This is a genomic window from Sphingomonas arenae, assembly GCF_016924655.1.
In the GTDB taxonomy this organism is placed as follows: Bacteria; Pseudomonadota; Alphaproteobacteria; order Sphingomonadales; family Sphingomonadaceae; genus Sphingomicrobium; species Sphingomicrobium arenae.
On record NZ_JAFFJU010000001.1, the window covers coordinates 228511 to 245002 of the forward strand.

Sequence of the window (16492 nt, forward strand, 5' to 3'; positions counted from 1 at the left end):
GAAGGTCCTGATGCCGCAAAAAGCCACCACCCTGATCCTGTTCGGCGCGACCGGCGATCTCGCCGCGCGAATGCTGCTCCCGTCGCTTTACGGTCTCGACAGCGACGCTCTGCTCCCGGGCGACCTGCGCATCGTCGCAACCGCCCGCAGCGAACGCACCAGCGACAGCTTTCGCGAACACGCCCGGGCCGCAGTCCGCGACCATGTTCCGGAACAATTCGTCGACGTCGCCAAGCTCGACCGCTTCGTGGAGCGGCTGAGCTACGTGCAGCTTGATGCTACCGATGCCGCCGGGTTCAAGCGGCTCGCAGCCGAAGTCGGCGACAACGCCGGCGAGATCGCGATCTTCCTTTCCACCGCGCCTTCCCTTTTCAAGCCGACCATCGACAACCTGGAGGCTGCGGGCCTCGCAGGCGAGCACGTCCGCATGGCGCTGGAAAAGCCGTTGGGCACCGACCTCGACTCCAGCCGTGAGATCAACGACGCGGTCGGGGCCGCCTTCCCCGAAGAGCGCACGTTCCGCATCGACCATTATCTCGGCAAGGAGACGGTCCAGAACCTGCTGGCGTTGCGTTTCGCCAACGTCATCTTCGAACCGCTGTGGAATGCCCGCGCGATTCAGCACGTCCAGATCACCGTTTCGGAGACGATCGGCCTCGAGGGCCGCGGCGGCTATTATGACGGAGCCGGCGCGCTCCGCGATATGGTGCAGAACCACATGCTCCAGCTGCTCGCCCTCGTTGCGATGGAGCCGCCCGCCAGCTTCGATGCGACTGCCGTCCGCGACGAGAAAGTGAAGGTGCTGCGGTCCCTCCGACCGATCACTCCGGAAACGATCGACACCCATGCGGTGCTCGGTCAGTTCGGTGCGGGCGCCGTCGGCGGTCAACCGGTCCCCGGCTATGCCGACGAGCTTGGCAGCACGAGCGGGACCGAGACCTTCGTCGCGCTCAAGGCTCATGTGGACAACTGGCGCTGGGCCGGCGTGCCATTCTATCTTCGCACCGGCAAACGCCTGCCGGAACGCAAGACGGAGATCGTCGTCCAGTTCCGCGGCGTGCCCCACTCCATGTTCGCGGCGCGCGGCGCCAGGACGCAGCCGAACCGCCTCATCATCGCCATCCAGCCCGAAGAGAACATCAGCCTCGAACTGATGGCCAAGGTTCCCGGCCTCGACCGCGGAGGCCTTCGCCTGCGGGAAGTCTCGCTCGACATCGACCAGCCGCATGCCTTCAGCGACGTTCGCCGCCGCATCGCTTACGAACGCCTGCTCTTGGACCTGATCGAGGGCGACCCCACCTTGTTCGTGCGCCGCGACGAGGTCGAGGCGCAATGGCAATGGATCGACGGGGTCCGGGCGGCATGGACCCAGGCCGGCATGACGCCCAAGCCTTATGCCGCCGGCAACTGGGGCCCGTCCGCAGCGATCGCGCTGGCCGAGCGCGATGGAGTGAGCTGGAATGACACTTGACCCGCGCATCGCCGCGGTAACCGACCGCATTATCGAGCGGTCGCGCCCGACCCGCCGCCGCTATCTCGACCTGATGGCCGAGCAGGCTGAGCGTGGCATCTCCCGCCCCCGCATGAGCTGCGGGAACTTCGCCCACGGCTTCGCAGCGGCGGAAGGTGACAAGGACCGGATTCGGACCATCGCGGGTCCGAACATCGGCATCGTCACCGCCTACAACGACATGCTTTCCGCGCATCAGCCCTATGCGCGCTTCCCAGAGCAGATGAAGATCTTCGCCCGCGAGGTTGGCGCCACGGCGCAGGTCGCGGGCGGCGTTCCCGCCATGTGCGACGGCGTCACGCAGGGCCAGGACGGAATGGACCTGTCGCTCTTCAGCCGCGACACCATCGCGCTCTCCACGGCGGTCGCGCTGAGCCACGGCATGTTCGAGGGCGCGGCGCTGCTGGGCATTTGCGACAAGATCGTGCCCGGGCTGCTGATCGGAGCCCTCCGATTCGGCCACCTGCCGATGCTGCTCGTCCCCGGCGGGCCCATGCCGACCGGCATCCCCAACAAGGAGAAGCAGCGCGTCCGCCAGCTCTATGCGGAAGGCAAGGTCGGTCGCGACGAACTTCTCGCGTCCGAGGCCTCCAGCTACCACGCGCCGGGCACCTGCACCTTCTACGGCACCGCGAACAGCAACCAGATGATGATGGAGCTGATGGGCCTCCACATCCCCAACGCCGCCTTCATCCAGCCCAACACCCCGCTCCGTCAGGCGCTGACCCGCGCCGCCGTCCACCGCGTCGCCGAACTCGCCGCTTCGCGGCAGCGGCCGCTCAGCCAGTGCGTCGACGAGAAGAGCATCGTCAACGCCATGATCGGCCTGCTCGCGACCGGTGGCTCCACCAACCACGCCATCCACCTGCCGGCCATCGCCCGCGCCGCCGGCATCCTGATCGACTGGGAGGATTTCGACGCCCTCTCCGCCGCCGTCCCGCTGATCGCGCGCGTCTATCCCAACGGCTCGGGCGACGTGAACGACTTCCACTATGCCGGCGGCATCGGCTTCGTCGCGAAGGAACTGCTCGGCGCGGACCTCCTCCACGGCGACGTGGTCACCGCGGGCGCGGACAGCCTCTCCGCCTGGACCGCCAACCCGGAGCTCGCCGGCGACCAGCTCGTCTGGAGCGAAGTGACCGAAAGCCGCAACCACACCATGCTCCGTCCGGTGAGCAGCCCGTTCCTCCCCGACGGCGGCATGCGCCTCGTCCAGGGCAATCTCGGCCGCGCGACCTTCAAGACCAGCGCTGTCGACCCAGAGCGGTGGACCGTCGAGGCCCCCGCCCGCGTCTTCTCCGACCAGAACGCGGTCCTGAAGGCGTTCCAGGCCGGCGAGCTCGACCGCGACGTCGTGGTGGTCGTCCGCTTCCAGGGCCCGCGCGCCAACGGCATGCCGGAACTGCACAAGCTCACGCCCACGCTCGGCCTGCTGCAGGACCGCGGCCACCGCGTCGCGCTGGTCACCGACGGCCGCATGTCGGGCGCCAGCGGCAAGGTCCCCGCCGCCATCCACGTCTCCCCCGAGGCGCTGGGCGGCGGACCGCTCTCCCGTTTGCGCGACGGCGACCTGGTTCGTCTGTCCGCCGAGGACGGCACGCTCGAGGCCGTCGGCATCGACCTGTCCACCCGCGAGCTCGCCATCGCCCCACCGCCACCCGCCGGCACCGGCCGCGAGTTGTTCGCCATGATGCGCCTCCACGCCGACGACGCCGAGCGCGGCGCCTCCGCCATGCTCCACCTGATGGAGCAGGAACAGCCGGTCACCGAGAGCCTTGAACACGCATGACCCGCCGCATCGTCACCACCGACATCGGCGGCACCCACGCCCGCTTCGCGCTCGCCACCATTACCGGCGGCCGCGTCACCGACTTGTCCGAGCCGGTCACCCTCAAGACCGCCGAGCACGCCAGCTTCCAGACCGCCTGGGAGGAGTTCGGTCGTCGCACCGGCCAGCCCCTGCCCCACGAACTCGCCATCGCCTTCGCCGGTCCGGTCGGCGGCGAACTGCTGAAACTGACCAACAACCCCTGGGTGATCCGCCCCGCGCTGATCGGCGAGAAGCTCGGCGTCGAGCGCTACACCATCGTCAACGACTTCGGTGCGGTCGGCCACGCGGTCGCCGCTCTGGACGGCTCCGCCTACACCCATCTGTGCGGGCCCGATGTCGAGCTGCCCAACCCGGGCGTGGTCAGCATCGTCGGCCCCGGTACCGGCCTCGGCGTCGCGGTCCTTGCCCGCGAAGGCACCGCCTATCGCGTGATCGAAACCGAAGGCGGGCACATCGATTTCGCCCCGCTCGACAGCCTTGAGGACGGCATTCTCAAGGAACTCCGCCGCAGCTTCCGCCGCGTGTCGGTCGAGCGCCTCATCTCTGGTCGCGGCCTGGTCAACATCTACGAGGCCTTGGGTGCGATCGAGAACCGCCCGCTCGCGATCCGCGACGAAAAGCAGCTGTGGGCCGCCGCCATGGCGGGCACCGACAGCCTCGCCGCCGCCGCGCTGGATCGCCTCTGCCTCACCCTCGGCGCCGTGGCCGGTGACCTTGCCCTCGCGCAAGGCAGCAGCGCGGTGGTCATCGCCGGCGGCCTCGGCCTGCGCTTGGCATCCCACCTGCCCAGATCCGGCTTCCGCGACCGCTTTATCGCCAAGGGCCGGTTCGAGCGGCGCATGGACGACATGCCGGTGAAGCTCATCACCCACCCGCAGCCCGGCCTGTTCGGCGCCGCGGCGGCCTTCGCGAGTCAGCACGGATGATTGCCATCGATGACGTCATGACGGCAGCGCCCGTCATCCCCGTGCTCGTGCTCGACGGCACCCTCGACCCGCGCGCCCTCGCCGAAACGCTGGTGGAGGCTGGCCTCCCGGTGCTGGAGGTCACCTTGCGCACTCCGCAGGCGCTGAACGCGATCCGCACCATGGCCGACGTCCCCGGCGCCATCGTCGGCGCGGGCACCGTGCTCAACAGCGAACAGCTTGCCCAGGCGCAGGACGCCGGCGCGCAGTTCATTGTCGCGCCCGGTCTCACGGAACCCCTGACCCGCGCCGCTCTCGACAGCGGCCTCGCCTACCTGCCCGGCGTCGCCACCGCGGGCGACATCATGCGCGGCCTCGATTTCGGACTCGACCGCTTCAAGTTCTTCCCGGCGGAAAGCAGCGGCGGAATCCCCGCGCTCAAGGCACTCAGCGGACCATTCGGCAACGTCCGCTTTTGTCCGACCGGCGGCATCAAGCCGGACACGGCCCGCGACTGGCTGGCTCTTCCAATGGTCACCTGCATCGGCGGCAGCTGGCTGGTCTCAAGCGGCGAGACGGACCTCCAAATCATCGCGGACCTCGCCCGCAGGGCCGCAGGATTAGGGCACTAGCGACGCAAGCTGCGTGCGGTCGACGGAGCTTCCCTGCGGCAGCAGCACCCGCATCTTCTTGTTGGCGAAGTCGATCGACACCTTGTCGAACGCCTGCAGCGCATTCATGCCCAGCAGCAGGGCCGGCCGTTCGTCCAGCTGCATCTGCCGGAACGTATGCGCATCGGCGAACACGATTGCGAGGTTCTTCAACGTAACGCCGCCAATCTCCAATTCGCGCAGCACGGTATAGTCGCCCACCAGCTTCTCGCCGGTCACCGACAGCAGTTCGATCTTGCCGTTCCGCTCCAGCTGCCGCTTCCGCAACAGCGCCTTCTTCAATGCGGAATTGCCGATCGACACCTCGGATCCCGTATCCAGGACCGCCGTCAGCCGCTGCGTGTCGGCGAACGCGTCCGTCAGGATCAGGCGCCCGGCACGACGGCTCGCCTGGACCACGATCGTGCCTGCCTCGTCCTTCTGCTTGCGCGGTTGCGACGGCGTGATGGACAACAGCCGGTTCTTGAAATCGAACATCACCCGCTGGGCCCGCAGGCTGTCCGTCCCAAGGATGCCTTGTGCACCGAGATGCTCACCCTCGAGCACCGGCGCGTCGATCCTGCTGATCGTCCGGGCGGTGAGTTGAAGCTGCTTCACCGTCACAGTTTCCACCGGACTGACGCCGGTAACGCTGTGCAGCTGTCCCCCCGGGCCTGCTTGCAGGCGCAGCTGGCCGGCCAGCTCGCGGGACACGGCCGTGCGGTCCGCACCGGTATCGACCAGGAAGCGGAACGGTCCCGATCCCGCAAGGCGCACGGGCACGGTCATGCGCTGGTGACCGTCTTCCTTGAACCGGACTTCCTGCGCCTGCGTCTGATCGTCCACCGGGATCGGTCCGCTGACCGTCTCCACATGGGTCACCGTCTGCGCGGCAAGCGGCGCCGAACATCCGAACGCAACAGCGGCAGCAAGCATCCAGGGTCGCATGGGCATCTCCGTCCACCCCGTTCTACGCCCGAAAGCGTCCAACTGCCAGAAGCTCGCAACCTTTGGGAAAGGAAGTCGGAATAGGCTCAAGTTTCGAGATGTTTCGACCGCTTGGGTCGCGGTCAGCGTGGAGTGCTGTGGTGGACGAACTGCGGGTCGAAACGACGGAATATTCGCTCGGGGCGGAGCCTCCCGGGCCCGCCTTCGAACGGCGTGATGGGGAGCGTCACCTAACGCTGTTCCGGGTCGGGACGCTGGTGATCGACGATCAGCGCGAGCTCTGCCTGATCAAGAACATCTCGGCAGGCGGCATGATGCTGCGGGCCTATCGCGACCTTGCGGTCGGCCAGTCCATTTCCGTCGAACTCAAGCACGGGCAGCCGCTCGGCGGTCAGATCAGCTGGATCCGGGACCAGCAGGTGGGCTTCACCTTCGACGAGCCGATTGACGTGCTCGCCGTCCTTGCTCCGGTGACGGACGGCCCCAAGCCCCGCATGCCCCGCATCGAAACGGAAACCTACGCCACGGTTCGTGATGGCGCGCGAACCTTTCACATGCGGACCTGCGACATCTCGCAAGGTGGGGTGAAAGTCGCCAGCACCATCTCGCTGCCGGTCGGAACCGAAGTCGTGGTGACCCTGCCCGGCCTGTCGCCGCAACCGGGCTCGGTGCGCTGGGCGGAGCGGGGTTACATCGGGATCACCTTCAACCGGCTGCTGGCGCTCCCCGCGCTGGTGGAGTGGCTGCGCAGCCAGCGGGACGCGAGTTACGCGGCCTGAGCCGGTCCGGCCGGCTCATTCGCCTTGCAGGTCCATGCCCGGGCGCCACGCCCACTCGGACGCAATCTTGCGCTCCGCGGACGACAGCGGACGTTCGGTCAGGCCCGGCCGGCGAAATTCCGGGAGGACCCGCGGCCGCGGGGTCGGCACGTGACGGAGCAGCGTTTCCGGAGGCAGCTCGTCCTTGAACGAAACACCGGCTCGCCCGCCACGCACCCAGACGACTCGCGCTGGCATGGCCAGGTCGTTGCGACGGAAGATGACCTCCGCGCCCTCCACCGGCAGATGCTCGCCTTCCACGAGCGCGCCGTCTGCGGACAGGTTGCGAAGCTTCACGGGAACGGAGGTGCCCGACAGCTCGAGCGCTGCCGCCATCAGCACGTTCGAACGCCGCTGACGACGACTCTGGATGGTGCTGCCTTCGTACATGAGCCTTGGCGTAGTCAAATGAGGTAAAACTTCGTTTAACGCGGCATGCGTCCAATTCTGCTTCTCAGCCTCATCGCCTGCATCACCGCCTTCCTGCTCGCCGGATGGCTCGGCGGGGCTCAGTCCCCTTGGGACCGCGCGGTCATCGAGAGCGCCACCATCTTCCGACAGCCGAGGCCCGGACTCACCACGGTCAGCATCTGGTGGACCCAGCTCGGCGGCGCCTTCGTCCTCCTCCCCCTCATGGCGGTTGCCGGGGCTCTCACCTGGTTCCGGGGGCATCGCGGCCAAGCGCTATGGCTGGTCGGCAGCGTGCTCGGCGGCCGTCTGCTGATCGAGCTTACCAAGTGGTGGACGGACCGCCCTCGCCCCAGCTTTGATGCTCACCCGGTCACGGTCCTCTCGCAGGCCTTCCCGAGCGGACATGCAGGCAATTCGATGATCACCTATCTTGCCATCGCCCTGTTCGCGGTTCCGGACCGCTGGAGGAAAGAGGCCCTCGGCGCGGCGATCCTCCTCAGCCTGTCGATCGGCGCCACGCGACCGTTTCTCGGGGTACACTGGCCCACCGACGTGATCGGCGGCTGGGCGCTCGGGGCAGCCTGGATGCTCGCAGCATGGCGACTCGCCAAATCGCGCGTCAGGACCGCCTGAACAGCAGCATCCGGTTGTTCGCCGGCATCGCTCGCTGGTCGACCAGGCTCAGCCCCCGCTCCGCCCCCTCTGCCCGGAAGTCCTCGACCTTTCGCAGGCCCCACTCCGGATTGCGTGATCGCAGGTCCGCATCGAACGCCAGGTTGGACGGCGCGGTCGGCTCCCCTTTTACCAGCCATGGCCCGTAGAGGATCAGCGGCCCTCCGCTCGGCAGCAGACGCGCCGCCCCGTCCAGCAGCCCGATGCTGGCTTCCCATGGGCTGATATGGACCATGTTGATGGCCAGCAGAGCATCGGCGGCGTTCACCCCCCAATCTTCCGCCCGGACATCCAGCCGAAGCGGTGGAAGCAGGTTCGTGCACCCCGCCTCCTCGCACCAGGCCGAGATCGACTCCACCGCCATCCCGTCCGGATCGCTCGGCTGCCACTCCAGCTGCGGAAAGGCCCGCGCGAACGCCACCGCATGCTCGCCGCTACCGCTCGCGACCTCCAGCATCCGACCGGAGGCCGGCAGCCAGTCGGCGAGCACCTCCAGGATCGGCGTCGTGTTCCGCGCGACGGACGGTGACGCCAGCTTCACGGCCGCGCCCGCGCGAGCTTCCGTGCACGCCGCTCCCGAATGAGGAGCCAGAGGAGCAACCCGATCGGCCCTGCCATCAACGTGACGAACAGCACCGGCAGCTGGATGGCCCGTCCGAAGCCCTTCGCATCCGCATCCCGGGCGATCCACAGCCCGACGAACAGGTCGAAGGCCAGGTAATGAGTCCAGCCGAGCACGATCCCGCCATCGCTCATGAACAGCGCTCGAAGCCCCGGCAGGCTGTAGTCCCAGATATCCGCCGGCGGCGCCCCCGCCACGCGAACGGGGTCGGCCAATCCGCCGAACAATCCGACGAACATCGCGGCGTATGCGAGGCACAGCAGGGCCACTCCCGCATACAGAATCAGGGACAACACACCTGGCCGGCGCGGAAGGAACGCAAGCGCGGCCCATCCGGTCATTGCGACGACGTTTGTGACGACAAAGAGTGAATTCCAGCTCATTTTCGGAGCCTAGACGGAGGCTTTTTGTCGCTCAACGTGTCACCTGGCGAGCAGCCGCCGAGCTCGGATCGCGATCTCGATGCGGGTCACGGCCAGCAAGCCGAACACGCAACCCATCATGAAATCGGTCACGATCAGGGTCGGCGAAGTCTCCGGATCCACTCCCGTGCCGGGACCCACCCATAGGTTCGCGATGAAGCGCAGCGACACCACTCCCACCAGCAAAACCACAGCCGCCCGCGATCGCCGACGAAGGACGAGGCCGCTCTCCGGATCCACCCGCAAGGCGAACATTCGACCTCGAACCCACCCGATCACGGCACCCGTCAAAACGCCACCCAGAACCATGAACCAGCCCACGAGAGTCGGCGGATGCCGGACCAGCATGGCCGTGACCGCCGCCAGATACAGGGTCGGCGCAAGCCACAGAAAACGTTTGGATAATGGTCGCTCCGACTGCGGTCGCCGCACCCGGATGGCAAGAACCAGGGCCAGCGTCAGCAACGGCCCGATGACGGTCATCATCAGGCCATCCGGAGCGAGCCAGGTCAGCGGTCCCCCACGGGACTTGGCGTCGGCAGGTCCGCTCCATCCGGCGCCGGCGTGCGATAGGCAATGACCGGCTTGCGCGCCGCCAGCGTCTCGTCCAGCCGCCGCCGCGGAGCATGGACCGGCGCCGACTTCAGCGCCGCGTCGCCCGCCCGAGCCCGCTCGGCAATGGAGCGCAGCGCCGCAATGAACTGGTCAAGCGCCGCCTTGGACTCCGTCTCCGTCGGCTCCACCAGCATCGCGCCATGCACCACCAGCGGGAAGTACATGGTCATCGGGTGGAAGCCCTCGTCGATCAGCGCCTTGGCGAGGTCCAGCGTGCTCACCCCGTCGGCGAAGCCCTTATCTGAGAACAGCGCCTCGTGCATGCACGGCCCCGAATGCGCGAAGGGCGCGTCGAGCACGTCCTCCAGGCTGCGCAGCACGTAATTGGCATTGAGCACGGCGTCCTCGGCCACCTGCTTGAGGCCGTCGGCGCCGTGACTGAGGATGTAGCTCAGCGCGCGGGTGAACATGCCCATCTGCCCATGGAAGGCGGTCATGCGGCCGAAGCTCTGCAAGGCACCGCCGAAATGCTCCTCACTGAACTCGTCGGCCTGCTCTTCCTCGATCAGGTGCACCACGCCATCCTTGGTCCGCGCCGTGTAAGGCAACGGTCCGAAGGGCGAGAGCGCTTCGGACAGCACCACCGGCCCAGAGCCCGGTCCACCACCGCCGTGAGGCGTGGAAAAGGTCTTGTGGAGGTTGATGTGCATGGCGTCGATCCCGAGATCGCCCGGCCGCACCTTGCCAACGATCGCGTTGAAGTTCGCGCCGTCGCAATAGACGAACCCCCCCGCCGCATGCACCGCGTCGCTGATCTCCTTCATCTGCGGCTCGAACAGCCCGCAGGTGTTGGGATTGGTGATCATCACCGCGGCAACGTCGGGGCCCAGCCGCGCCTTCAGGGCTTCCAAGTCCACCCGGCCTGCATCGGTCGCCGGAATGCTTTCAACGCGGTAGCCACAGAAAGCCGCGGTCGCAGGATTGGTCCCATGCGCGCTCTCCGGCACCAACACGACCTCGCGGGCATCGCCGCGCGCCTCCAGCGCGGCGCGGATGCACAGCAGGCCGCACAGCTCGCCATGCGCACCGGCCTTGGGGCTCATCGCCACGCCATGCATGCCGGTGAGATCGATCAGCCAGAAGGCCAGCTCGTTGATCACCTCCAGCGCCCCCTGCACCGTCTCGCGAGGCTGCAGCGGGTGGATGTCGGCGAAGCCCGGCAGCCGAGCCATCTTCTCATTGAGGCGCGGGTTGTGCTTCATGGTGCACGATCCGAGCGGAAACAGCCCAAGGTCGATCGCATAGTTCTGCCGCGACAGCCGCGTATAGTGGCGCACCGTCTCCGGCTCGCTGAGGCCCGCCAGCCCGATCTCAGCCGAACGCGCCAGCGCGCCCAGCCGGCTCTCCACGGCCGGAGCCCCGGCAATATCAACGCCCGTCGTCTCGGTGTCGCCGATCTCGAAGATCAGCGCCTCTTCCAGCATCAGCGCGCGATTGCCGGTGGTGGTGCCGATGTCCCCGGGACCCGCGATCGGCGCGGCGGGCTTCCATCCGCTCTGGTTGATCGTCACGCCACAACCTCCTTCAGCGCCGCTTCGAGCGCGTCCACATCCTCGTCGGTGACCGTCTCGGTGACCGCCACCACCAGCCCGTTCCTGAGCGCATCAACATTCGGGTAGAGACGCGCCAGCGACACCCCGCCGAGCACGCCCTTCTCCACCATTGCATGCACCGCCGGCCGCGCCTCGACGGGCAATCCCAGCGTGAACTCGTTGAAGAAGCTGTCGTTGACCAGCCGCACGCCCGGGATCGCTGCCAGCCGCTCCGCCACCTGTACCGCCCGCGCATGGTTCAGCGCCGCCAATTGCCGCAGCCCCTTCTCACCCAGCAATGTCATGTGGATGGAGAAGGCCAGGGCGCAGAGGCCGGAGTTGGTACAGATGTTGCTGGTCGCCTTCTCGCGCCGGATATGCTGCTCGCGGGTGGAGAGCGTCAGCACATAGCCGCGCTTGCCCTCGGCATCGACCGTCTCGCCAGCCAGACGTCCGGGCATCTGTCGGACATGCTTCTCGCGGCAGGCGAACAGGCCGACATACGGTCCACCGAACTGCAGGCCGACACCCAGGCTCTGCCCCTCGCCGACCACGATGTCCGCGCCCATCTCGCCGGGAGACTTGATCGCTCCCAGCGCTACCGGCTCCGTCACGACGGCAATCAGCAACGCGCCCTTTGCCTGCGCCGCCTCGGCAATCGGCTTGAGGTCCGTGATCCGGCCCAGAATGTCCGGATATTGCACCACCACCGCGCTGGTCTCGCCATCGATTGCCGCGATCAGCCGCTCGGCGTCGGTCTCGGCCGTCAGTTCGGGCGTCGCCGTCTCCAGCACGTCGCCGGTAAATCGCGCCATGGTGTTGCAGACGGAGACATAATGCGGATGCAGCCCGGACGAGATGATCGTCTTCTTCTTCCGGGTGATGCGACGGGCCATGCCGATTGCTTCCCAGCAGCCGGTTGAGCCATCGTACATCGACGCGTTCGCCACCTGGCAGCCGAACAGCCGCGCGACCTGGGTCTGGAACTCGAACAGCACCTGCAGCGTGCCCTGCGCGATCTCCGGTTGATAGGGCGTGTAGGCGGTCAGGAACTCGCCGCGCTGGATCAGGTGGTCGACGCTGGCCGGGATGTGGTGCTTGTACGCACCGCAGCCGAGGAAGAAGGGCACCTGCCCCGCGACCATGTTCTTGGCCGCCAGCTTGGTCATGTGCCGCTCGACCGCCAGCTCCGACGCATGCATCGGCAGGCCGTCGATCGGCCCCGTCAGCCGCGCCTCCTCCGGCACGTCACGGAACAACTCGTCGATCGCTGCAGCACCAATGACGCCGAGCATCTCTCGGCGGTCGGCATCGGAAAGGGGAAGGTAGCGCATTATTGGTCCTCTGGCGGGGCCGGAGTGGCAAGGATGGAGCGGAGAAGAACGTTGCGGAGCTGTGGCGGTCGGTCCGTGCAGACCTCGTCATCGAGGCAGACGGGATCGACGATGGCCTCCAACTCAATCCATGTGGGGACGAGAGCGGTCAGCTGCGAGTCCACGCGCGCGCTTGGTTCGAGCGACAGGCGAGCGCCGCCCTTCTCAGTTTCGCTGATTGCGCAGTCGAGCGCGTTGCAGCGCGTGACCCAGCCCTGGAGCACCACCCGCTTGCCTGCATAACGCGCAGGAGCCTCCCGCACGGCCTGGATGGACGCAGAAGGCGGGCTCGCAGGCGCCAGAATGAGAAAAGCGGCAAGCGCGATCATGCGGGCTTCCGCATGTGGAAGCGCAAACGAACATAGTCGGCGAGGTTCGATCCGACCCGCTCGGCCACGACATCCGCCAAGGCAGCACGTTCCTCCTGCGGGACACCCGCACGGTCAAGCCAGCCGGCGCGAAACACCGTGACCCAGCTCTGCACGCCATGCTCGAGCTCGGTCGGGCGCTCCAGCAGCCGCGCATCGATCTCGTCGAAGCCGACCGTCTCGTAGAGCGCGGCGAACTCCTCTGCCGGCGCATACCAGTTGGCAGCTTCAAGCGGCGGCACGTAGCCGCGGGCGATCAACTCGGTGTCGAGTGCCTCGCGCAACCGGGCGAGGTTGCCCTCGCCGCCCATCTCACCGGCGAACCGGCCTCCGGGCTTCAGCGCGCGGAACACCGCCTCGGCGACCCGCCGCTTGTCCAGCATCCAGTGCAGCGCCGCGTTGGAGAAGGCCGCGTCGAACTCGCCATTGAAGGTCATGTCGGCCGCATCCATCAGCCGCACGTCGAGCCCGGCCGAACTGGCTGCCTCGACCATGCTCGCGCTGCTGTCGACACCCACCGCGCTGGCACCGCGCGCTACGATGTGCCGCGTCAGCGCGCCGTCCCCGCAACCGACGTCGAGCACCCGCTCACCCGGCTGCGGATCCAGCAGGTCGAGCGCCGCCGCGCCCAAGGCCGGGACGAACGCGCCGACGCGGGCGTAATCGCCCGCGTTCCAGCTGCTGGTCGAGGCGACCGCCTGGTTCAAAGCGTCTCACACCATGCGCGATAGGCGGGCTCGTCCATCAGGCCTTCCAGCTCGCCCTGGTCTGCGAGCCGCAGCTTGAAGAACCAGCCCTCGCCTTCCGGATCGGAGTTGATGATCGACGGGTCGTCGGCGATCGCCGGATTGGCCTCGACCACCTCGCCGCTGACCGGCGCATAGACGTCGCTCGCCGCCTTCACCGATTCCACGACGGCCGCTTCCTGACCCTTGTTCAGCGTCTTGCCCGGCTCCGGCGCCTCCGCGAACACGATGTCGCCCAACGCGCCCTGCGCATGCTGGGAGATGCCCACGGTGGCCGTGTCGCCCTCGACGCGGATCCACTCATGTTCCTTAGTGAAGTAGAGGCTCATGGATGTTCAGGCTCCCTTGCGATGGTAGCGGTGGGGGACGAAAGATGTTGGCGTGACCGTGGCGGTGAACAGCTTGCCGCGCTGCTCCAGCGTCAGCGCGCCGCCCGGCTGAGCGAGCGCGGCCGCGACGTACCCCATGCCGATGGGCTTCTGCAGCGAAGGGGAGAAACCGCCGCTGGTTACGCGGCCGACCTCGTTACCCTCGCCGTCGAAGATGCGGGCACCCTCACGCACCGGCTGGCGCCCTTCGACAACGAAGCCAACGCGCTTCTGCACCGGGCCGTTCTCAAGCTCCGACATGATGCGCTCGGCGCCCGCAAAACCGCCTTCGGCGCGGCGACGCTTGGAAATGGCGAAGCCAAGGTCGGCCATCACCGGTGTCGTTTGCTCGTCGAGGTCATGACCATAAAGCGGCAACCCCGCCTCGAGCCGCAGCGAGTCCCGTGCGCCGAGGCCGATGGGCTTGACGAACTCGCTTGCCAGCAGTGCATCTGCGACCTGCTCGACTACCGATGCGGGCACCGAGATCTCGAACCCGTCCTCCCCCGTGTAGCCGGAGCGGCTGATCCACGCGTCCACGCCGGCAATGGTGAACCGCCCGCCCTGCATGAAAGTCAGCTCCGACACGCCGGGCGCCAGCGGCTCCAGCACCTCGGCGGCCCGTGGGCCTTGCAGGGCCAGTAGGGCCTGGCTCTCGAGATAGTCGACGACGGTCCCCTGCGGCAGCCGGCTCCGCAGCTGCTCGATATCGCCATGCTTGGTTGCACCGTTGACCACCACGTAGAAGGTTTCGCCCTGACGCGTCGCCATGAGGTCGTCGACGATCCCGCCAGCCTCGTTCAGCAGCAGCGAGTAGCGCAGCCGCCCATCCTTCAGCCCCTTGAGGTCACCCGGCAGCAAGGTCTCCAGTGCCGCGTCGGCATCCGGGCCGGACACCACCAGCTGTCCCATGTGGCTGACGTCGAACAGCCCCGCGGACTGCCGCGTCCACAGGTGCTCGGCCATGATGCCTTCGTACTGGACGGGCATGAGATAGCCGGCAAACGGCACCATGCGCGCGCCACGCGCGCGGTGCCACGTGTCCAGCGGCAGGGTAGCTAGCGGGGTGTCGGCAACGTCGGCCATCGATCAAGCGCTCCCGGGCAAGTCCGTGCGAGGCGGCACAAGCGCCCTCCCCAACGAACCCCCGTCTGTCACTTTGGACCTGAGAGCTTTCCCCCGCTGAGAAGCGAGGTTACCCCTTCGGCGGCCCCGGCCATGAGCCGGAGCACTTTCCAGACTGTCGGCCCCGCGCGGTCCTGGGTGCCTGAGAGATTCCGGGGGTGGTTGCTCCTTCGGCGGCAGCGGTTTCCCGCCACAACTCTCCCGCGCTGGGCCCCCGACGGCGAGCCGTCGGCGACAAGGCGAGCCTTGGCCGTGCCGGCTGGCCGAGTCAACGCGGATTCGGCCTGCACCACCGCTCGTGGTAAAAGGCCGGCAGCTATCGACAAGCGGAGTCGATCATGCGTCACCTTCTACTGTTCACTGCTTCCGCCTTCCTTTTCACAGGGTCCGCATCTGCCGACACGGTCTGCGAGTGGATGGACTTCGCCGACAAGATTGAGAAGGCTGCCGCACCACCGCCCGATGTACCGATCGGCCCCGAGCACGCCCATGCGCAGGCCCAGGTCGCCCTTGCCATGTTCGAGGCACTGAACGCCATCGACCGCCGGTACGAGCCCTATCTGAAGCTGCCGGCTGGCGACCCAAAGGCCTCGCAGGACGCTGCCGCCACCACTGCGGCCTACAAGATCCTGCTCGATCACTACCCGGGGCAGAAGAGCGCCTTGGAAGAGAGCTACACCATCGCCATGGACGCAATCGCGGACAGCCCGGCCAAGGTGGCGGGCAAGTCCCTGGGCGAGCGGGCTGCCGCGGCGGCCCTGAAGGCTGGGCTGATCGATCCCGCCGTAACGCAGCAGCCCTACCGCCCGGTTGCGCCGGCCGGCGTCTGGGTACCCACGACACTTCCCGTCTTTCAGCCATGGTCCACGGCCTTCAAACCCTGGTTCATCGGCTCGGCGAACGCGTTCCGGCCTGCTCCCCCGCCGCCGGTGACCAGCAAACGCTATGCCCACGATCTTGCGGAAGTGCAGCGTCTTGGCGGCAAGGTGAGCAAGGAACGCAGCGCTCACCAGACCCTGATGGCGCGCTATCGGATCACGCCCGACATGATGCCGGCGCTGCGACTGATTGCCGACCAGAAGGGCCGGCGCGCGGTCGACAACGCCCGTCTGTTCGCCTTGTACCAGATGATCGGGGACGATGCCGGCATGGCGATGGCCGACGCCAAGCTCCATTACAACTACTGGAGGCCCATCACCGCGATCCGTAACGCCGCGGAGGACGGCAACCCTGCAACGCAGGCCGATCCCTCATGGGAGCCGCTGATCCGGACGCCCAATCATCCTGAGTACCCTTGCGGTCACTGCATCTTTGCAGGGGCTACCGCCGAGCTGATGAAGAGCGTCGACGCGGACAGTCCCGCCTGGGGCGTGCGCGTTGCATCCCGGTCGATCCCGACGGCAGCCATCCAGGTGCTGCCAAGCTGGGACAAGTGGGCGGAGGAAGTGAATCTCTCCCGCACGCTTGGCGGAGTGCATTACCGCTTCAGCAACGAGGCTGGCGAGGACATGGGTCGCAAGATTACGCGACAGGCGCTCGCCACCATCATGCGCCCGCTGCCCGGAACTAGGTAAGT

General features: G+C 67.4%; 18 protein-coding genes and 2 riboswitches. Of the genes, 7 read left to right on the plus strand and 11 right to left on the minus strand.

Annotation, left to right across the window (positions count from 1 at the left end):
• Positions 1-10 precede the first annotated feature (10 nt).
• Genes zwf through eda form a run of 4 tightly spaced genes read left to right on the plus strand, consistent with a single transcriptional unit; the run spans position 11 to position 4878 of the window.
• Positions 11-1471 (plus strand): glucose-6-phosphate dehydrogenase, encoded by a 1461-nt coding sequence (zwf, locus tag JT720_RS01125; protein WP_205478706.1) that lies wholly within the window; start codon positions 11-13, stop codon positions 1469-1471.
• The gene (edd, locus tag JT720_RS01130) at positions 1461-3299 is read left to right on the plus strand and encodes a phosphogluconate dehydratase (protein WP_205478708.1); all 1839 of its coding nucleotides are present in this window, start codon (positions 1461-1463) and stop codon (positions 3297-3299) included. The genes zwf and edd overlap by 11 nt, the downstream gene beginning before the upstream one ends.
• Positions 3296-4267 carry a glucokinase gene (locus JT720_RS01135; RefSeq protein ID WP_205478709.1) on the plus strand — a complete coding sequence of 324 codons (972 nt, stop codon included), beginning with the start codon at positions 3296-3298 and terminating at the stop codon, positions 4265-4267. Before edd ends, JT720_RS01135 begins: the two co-directional genes overlap by 4 nt.
• A gap of 17 nt (positions 4268-4284) precedes the next feature.
• Positions 4285-4878, plus strand: a complete 594-nt coding sequence (eda, locus tag JT720_RS01140; protein WP_237219601.1) for a bifunctional 4-hydroxy-2-oxoglutarate aldolase/2-dehydro-3-deoxy-phosphogluconate aldolase — start codon at positions 4285-4287, stop codon at positions 4876-4878.
• Here the strand turns inward: eda and JT720_RS01145 are convergent.
• Complete coding sequence (locus JT720_RS01145) at positions 4867-5844, minus strand: retroviral-like aspartic protease family protein (RefSeq protein ID WP_205478713.1); 978 nt, start codon at positions 5842-5844, stop codon at positions 4867-4869. The genes eda and JT720_RS01145 overlap by 12 nt on opposite strands.
• A 140-nt stretch (positions 5845-5984) precedes the next feature.
• On the opposite strand from JT720_RS01145, the gene JT720_RS01150 reads away from it, so the two are divergent.
• Positions 5985-6623 carry a PilZ domain-containing protein gene (locus JT720_RS01150; protein WP_205478715.1) on the plus strand — a complete coding sequence of 213 codons (639 nt, stop codon included), beginning with the start codon at positions 5985-5987 and terminating at the stop codon, positions 6621-6623.
• Positions 6624-6638: 15 nt separating this feature from the next.
• On the opposite strand, the gene JT720_RS01155 is transcribed toward JT720_RS01150, so the two are convergent.
• Positions 6639-7052, minus strand: coding sequence for a PilZ domain-containing protein (locus JT720_RS01155; RefSeq protein ID WP_205478716.1), 414 nt, complete (start codon positions 7050-7052; stop codon positions 6639-6641).
• 45 nt (positions 7053-7097) lie between these two features.
• Between JT720_RS01155 and JT720_RS01160 the strand changes: the two genes are divergently transcribed.
• Entirely contained in the window at positions 7098-7706 is a 609-nt protein-coding gene (locus JT720_RS01160; RefSeq protein ID WP_205478720.1) for a phosphatase PAP2 family protein, read from the plus strand.
• On the opposite strand, the gene JT720_RS13690 is transcribed toward JT720_RS01160, so the two are convergent.
• Genes JT720_RS13690 through gcvT form a run of 9 tightly spaced genes read right to left on the minus strand, consistent with a single transcriptional unit; the run spans position 7693 to position 14877 of the window.
• Entirely contained in the window at positions 7693-8286 is a 594-nt protein-coding gene (locus JT720_RS13690; protein ID WP_336511920.1) for a DUF938 domain-containing protein, read from the minus strand. The genes JT720_RS01160 and JT720_RS13690 overlap by 14 nt on opposite strands.
• Positions 8283-8750: an ABA4-like family protein gene (locus JT720_RS13695; RefSeq protein WP_237219602.1), complete on the minus strand. Its 468-nt coding sequence runs from the start codon at positions 8748-8750 to the stop codon at positions 8283-8285. The genes JT720_RS13690 and JT720_RS13695 overlap by 4 nt, the downstream gene beginning before the upstream one ends.
• Before the next feature lie 39 nt (positions 8751-8789).
• Positions 8790-9275, minus strand: a complete 486-nt coding sequence (locus JT720_RS01170; protein ID WP_205478724.1) for a CcdC protein domain-containing protein — start codon at positions 9273-9275, stop codon at positions 8790-8792.
• Positions 9276-9298: 23 nt separating this feature from the next.
• Positions 9299-10909 (minus strand): aminomethyl-transferring glycine dehydrogenase subunit GcvPB, encoded by a 1611-nt coding sequence (gene gcvPB / locus JT720_RS01175; protein ID WP_419555387.1) that lies wholly within the window; start codon positions 10907-10909, stop codon positions 9299-9301.
• A gap of 2 nt (positions 10910-10911) precedes the next feature.
• A complete protein-coding gene (gene gcvPA / locus JT720_RS01180; RefSeq protein WP_205478728.1) occupies positions 10912-12270 on the minus strand; it encodes an aminomethyl-transferring glycine dehydrogenase subunit GcvPA in 1359 nt (452 codons plus the stop codon).
• Positions 12270-12638, minus strand: a complete 369-nt coding sequence (locus tag JT720_RS01185) for a hypothetical protein (RefSeq protein ID WP_205478729.1) — start codon at positions 12636-12638, stop codon at positions 12270-12272. Before JT720_RS01185 ends, gcvPA begins: the two co-directional genes overlap by 1 nt.
• Positions 12635-13384, minus strand: coding sequence for a class I SAM-dependent methyltransferase (locus JT720_RS01190; RefSeq protein ID WP_205478730.1), 750 nt, complete (start codon positions 13382-13384; stop codon positions 12635-12637). Before JT720_RS01190 ends, JT720_RS01185 begins: the two co-directional genes overlap by 4 nt.
• The gene (gene gcvH / locus JT720_RS01195; protein ID WP_205478731.1) at positions 13381-13752 is read right to left on the minus strand and encodes a glycine cleavage system protein GcvH; all 372 of its coding nucleotides are present in this window, start codon (positions 13750-13752) and stop codon (positions 13381-13383) included. The genes JT720_RS01190 and gcvH overlap by 4 nt, the downstream gene beginning before the upstream one ends.
• A 6-nt stretch (positions 13753-13758) precedes the next feature.
• Entirely contained in the window at positions 13759-14877 is a 1119-nt protein-coding gene (gcvT, locus tag JT720_RS01200) for a glycine cleavage system aminomethyltransferase GcvT (protein WP_205478734.1), read from the minus strand.
• Positions 14878-14938: 61 nt separating this feature from the next.
• A riboswitch (glycine riboswitch) is annotated at positions 14939-15034 on the minus strand.
• A gap of 1 nt (position 15035) precedes the next feature.
• Positions 15036-15130, minus strand: a riboswitch (glycine riboswitch).
• Between the two features lie 124 nt (positions 15131-15254).
• Here gcvT and JT720_RS01205 point away from each other — a divergent pair.
• A complete protein-coding gene (locus JT720_RS01205; RefSeq protein ID WP_205478736.1) occupies positions 15255-16490 on the plus strand; it encodes a vanadium-dependent haloperoxidase in 1236 nt (411 codons plus the stop codon).
• The last annotated feature ends 2 nt before the right edge of the window (positions 16491-16492 follow it).

Excerpts from the sequence above, each read along its gene's own strand:
- zwf (WP_205478706.1), top strand. The coding sequence starts at position 11 with ATGCCGCAAAAAGCCACCACCCTGATCCTGTTCGGCGCGACCGGCGAT.
- edd (WP_205478708.1), top strand. The coding sequence starts at position 1,461 with ATGACACTTGACCCGCGCATCGCCGCGGTAACCGACCGCATTATCGAG.
- JT720_RS01135 (WP_205478709.1), top strand. The coding sequence starts at position 3,296 with ATGACCCGCCGCATCGTCACCACCGACATCGGCGGCACCCACGCCCGC.
- eda (WP_237219601.1), top strand. The coding sequence starts at position 4,285 with ATGACGGCAGCGCCCGTCATCCCCGTGCTCGTGCTCGACGGCACCCTC.
- JT720_RS01145 (WP_205478713.1), bottom strand. The coding sequence starts at position 5,844 with ATGCGACCCTGGATGCTTGCTGCCGCTGTTGCGTTCGGATGTTCGGCG.
- JT720_RS01155 (WP_205478716.1), bottom strand. The coding sequence starts at position 7,052 with ATGTACGAAGGCAGCACCATCCAGAGTCGTCGTCAGCGGCGTTCGAAC.
- JT720_RS01160 (WP_205478720.1), top strand. The coding sequence starts at position 7,098 with ATGCGTCCAATTCTGCTTCTCAGCCTCATCGCCTGCATCACCGCCTTC.
- JT720_RS13695 (WP_237219602.1), bottom strand. The coding sequence starts at position 8,750 with ATGAGCTGGAATTCACTCTTTGTCGTCACAAACGTCGTCGCAATGACC.
- JT720_RS01170 (WP_205478724.1), bottom strand. The coding sequence starts at position 9,275 with ATGATGACCGTCATCGGGCCGTTGCTGACGCTGGCCCTGGTTCTTGCC.
- gcvPA (WP_205478728.1), bottom strand. The coding sequence starts at position 12,270 with ATGCGCTACCTTCCCCTTTCCGATGCCGACCGCCGAGAGATGCTCGGC.
- JT720_RS01185 (WP_205478729.1), bottom strand. The coding sequence starts at position 12,638 with ATGATCGCGCTTGCCGCTTTTCTCATTCTGGCGCCTGCGAGCCCGCCT.
- gcvH (WP_205478731.1), bottom strand. The coding sequence starts at position 13,752 with ATGAGCCTCTACTTCACTAAGGAACATGAGTGGATCCGCGTCGAGGGC.
- gcvT (WP_205478734.1), bottom strand. The coding sequence starts at position 14,877 with ATGGCCGACGTTGCCGACACCCCGCTAGCTACCCTGCCGCTGGACACG.
- JT720_RS01205 (WP_205478736.1), top strand. The coding sequence starts at position 15,255 with ATGCGTCACCTTCTACTGTTCACTGCTTCCGCCTTCCTTTTCACAGGG.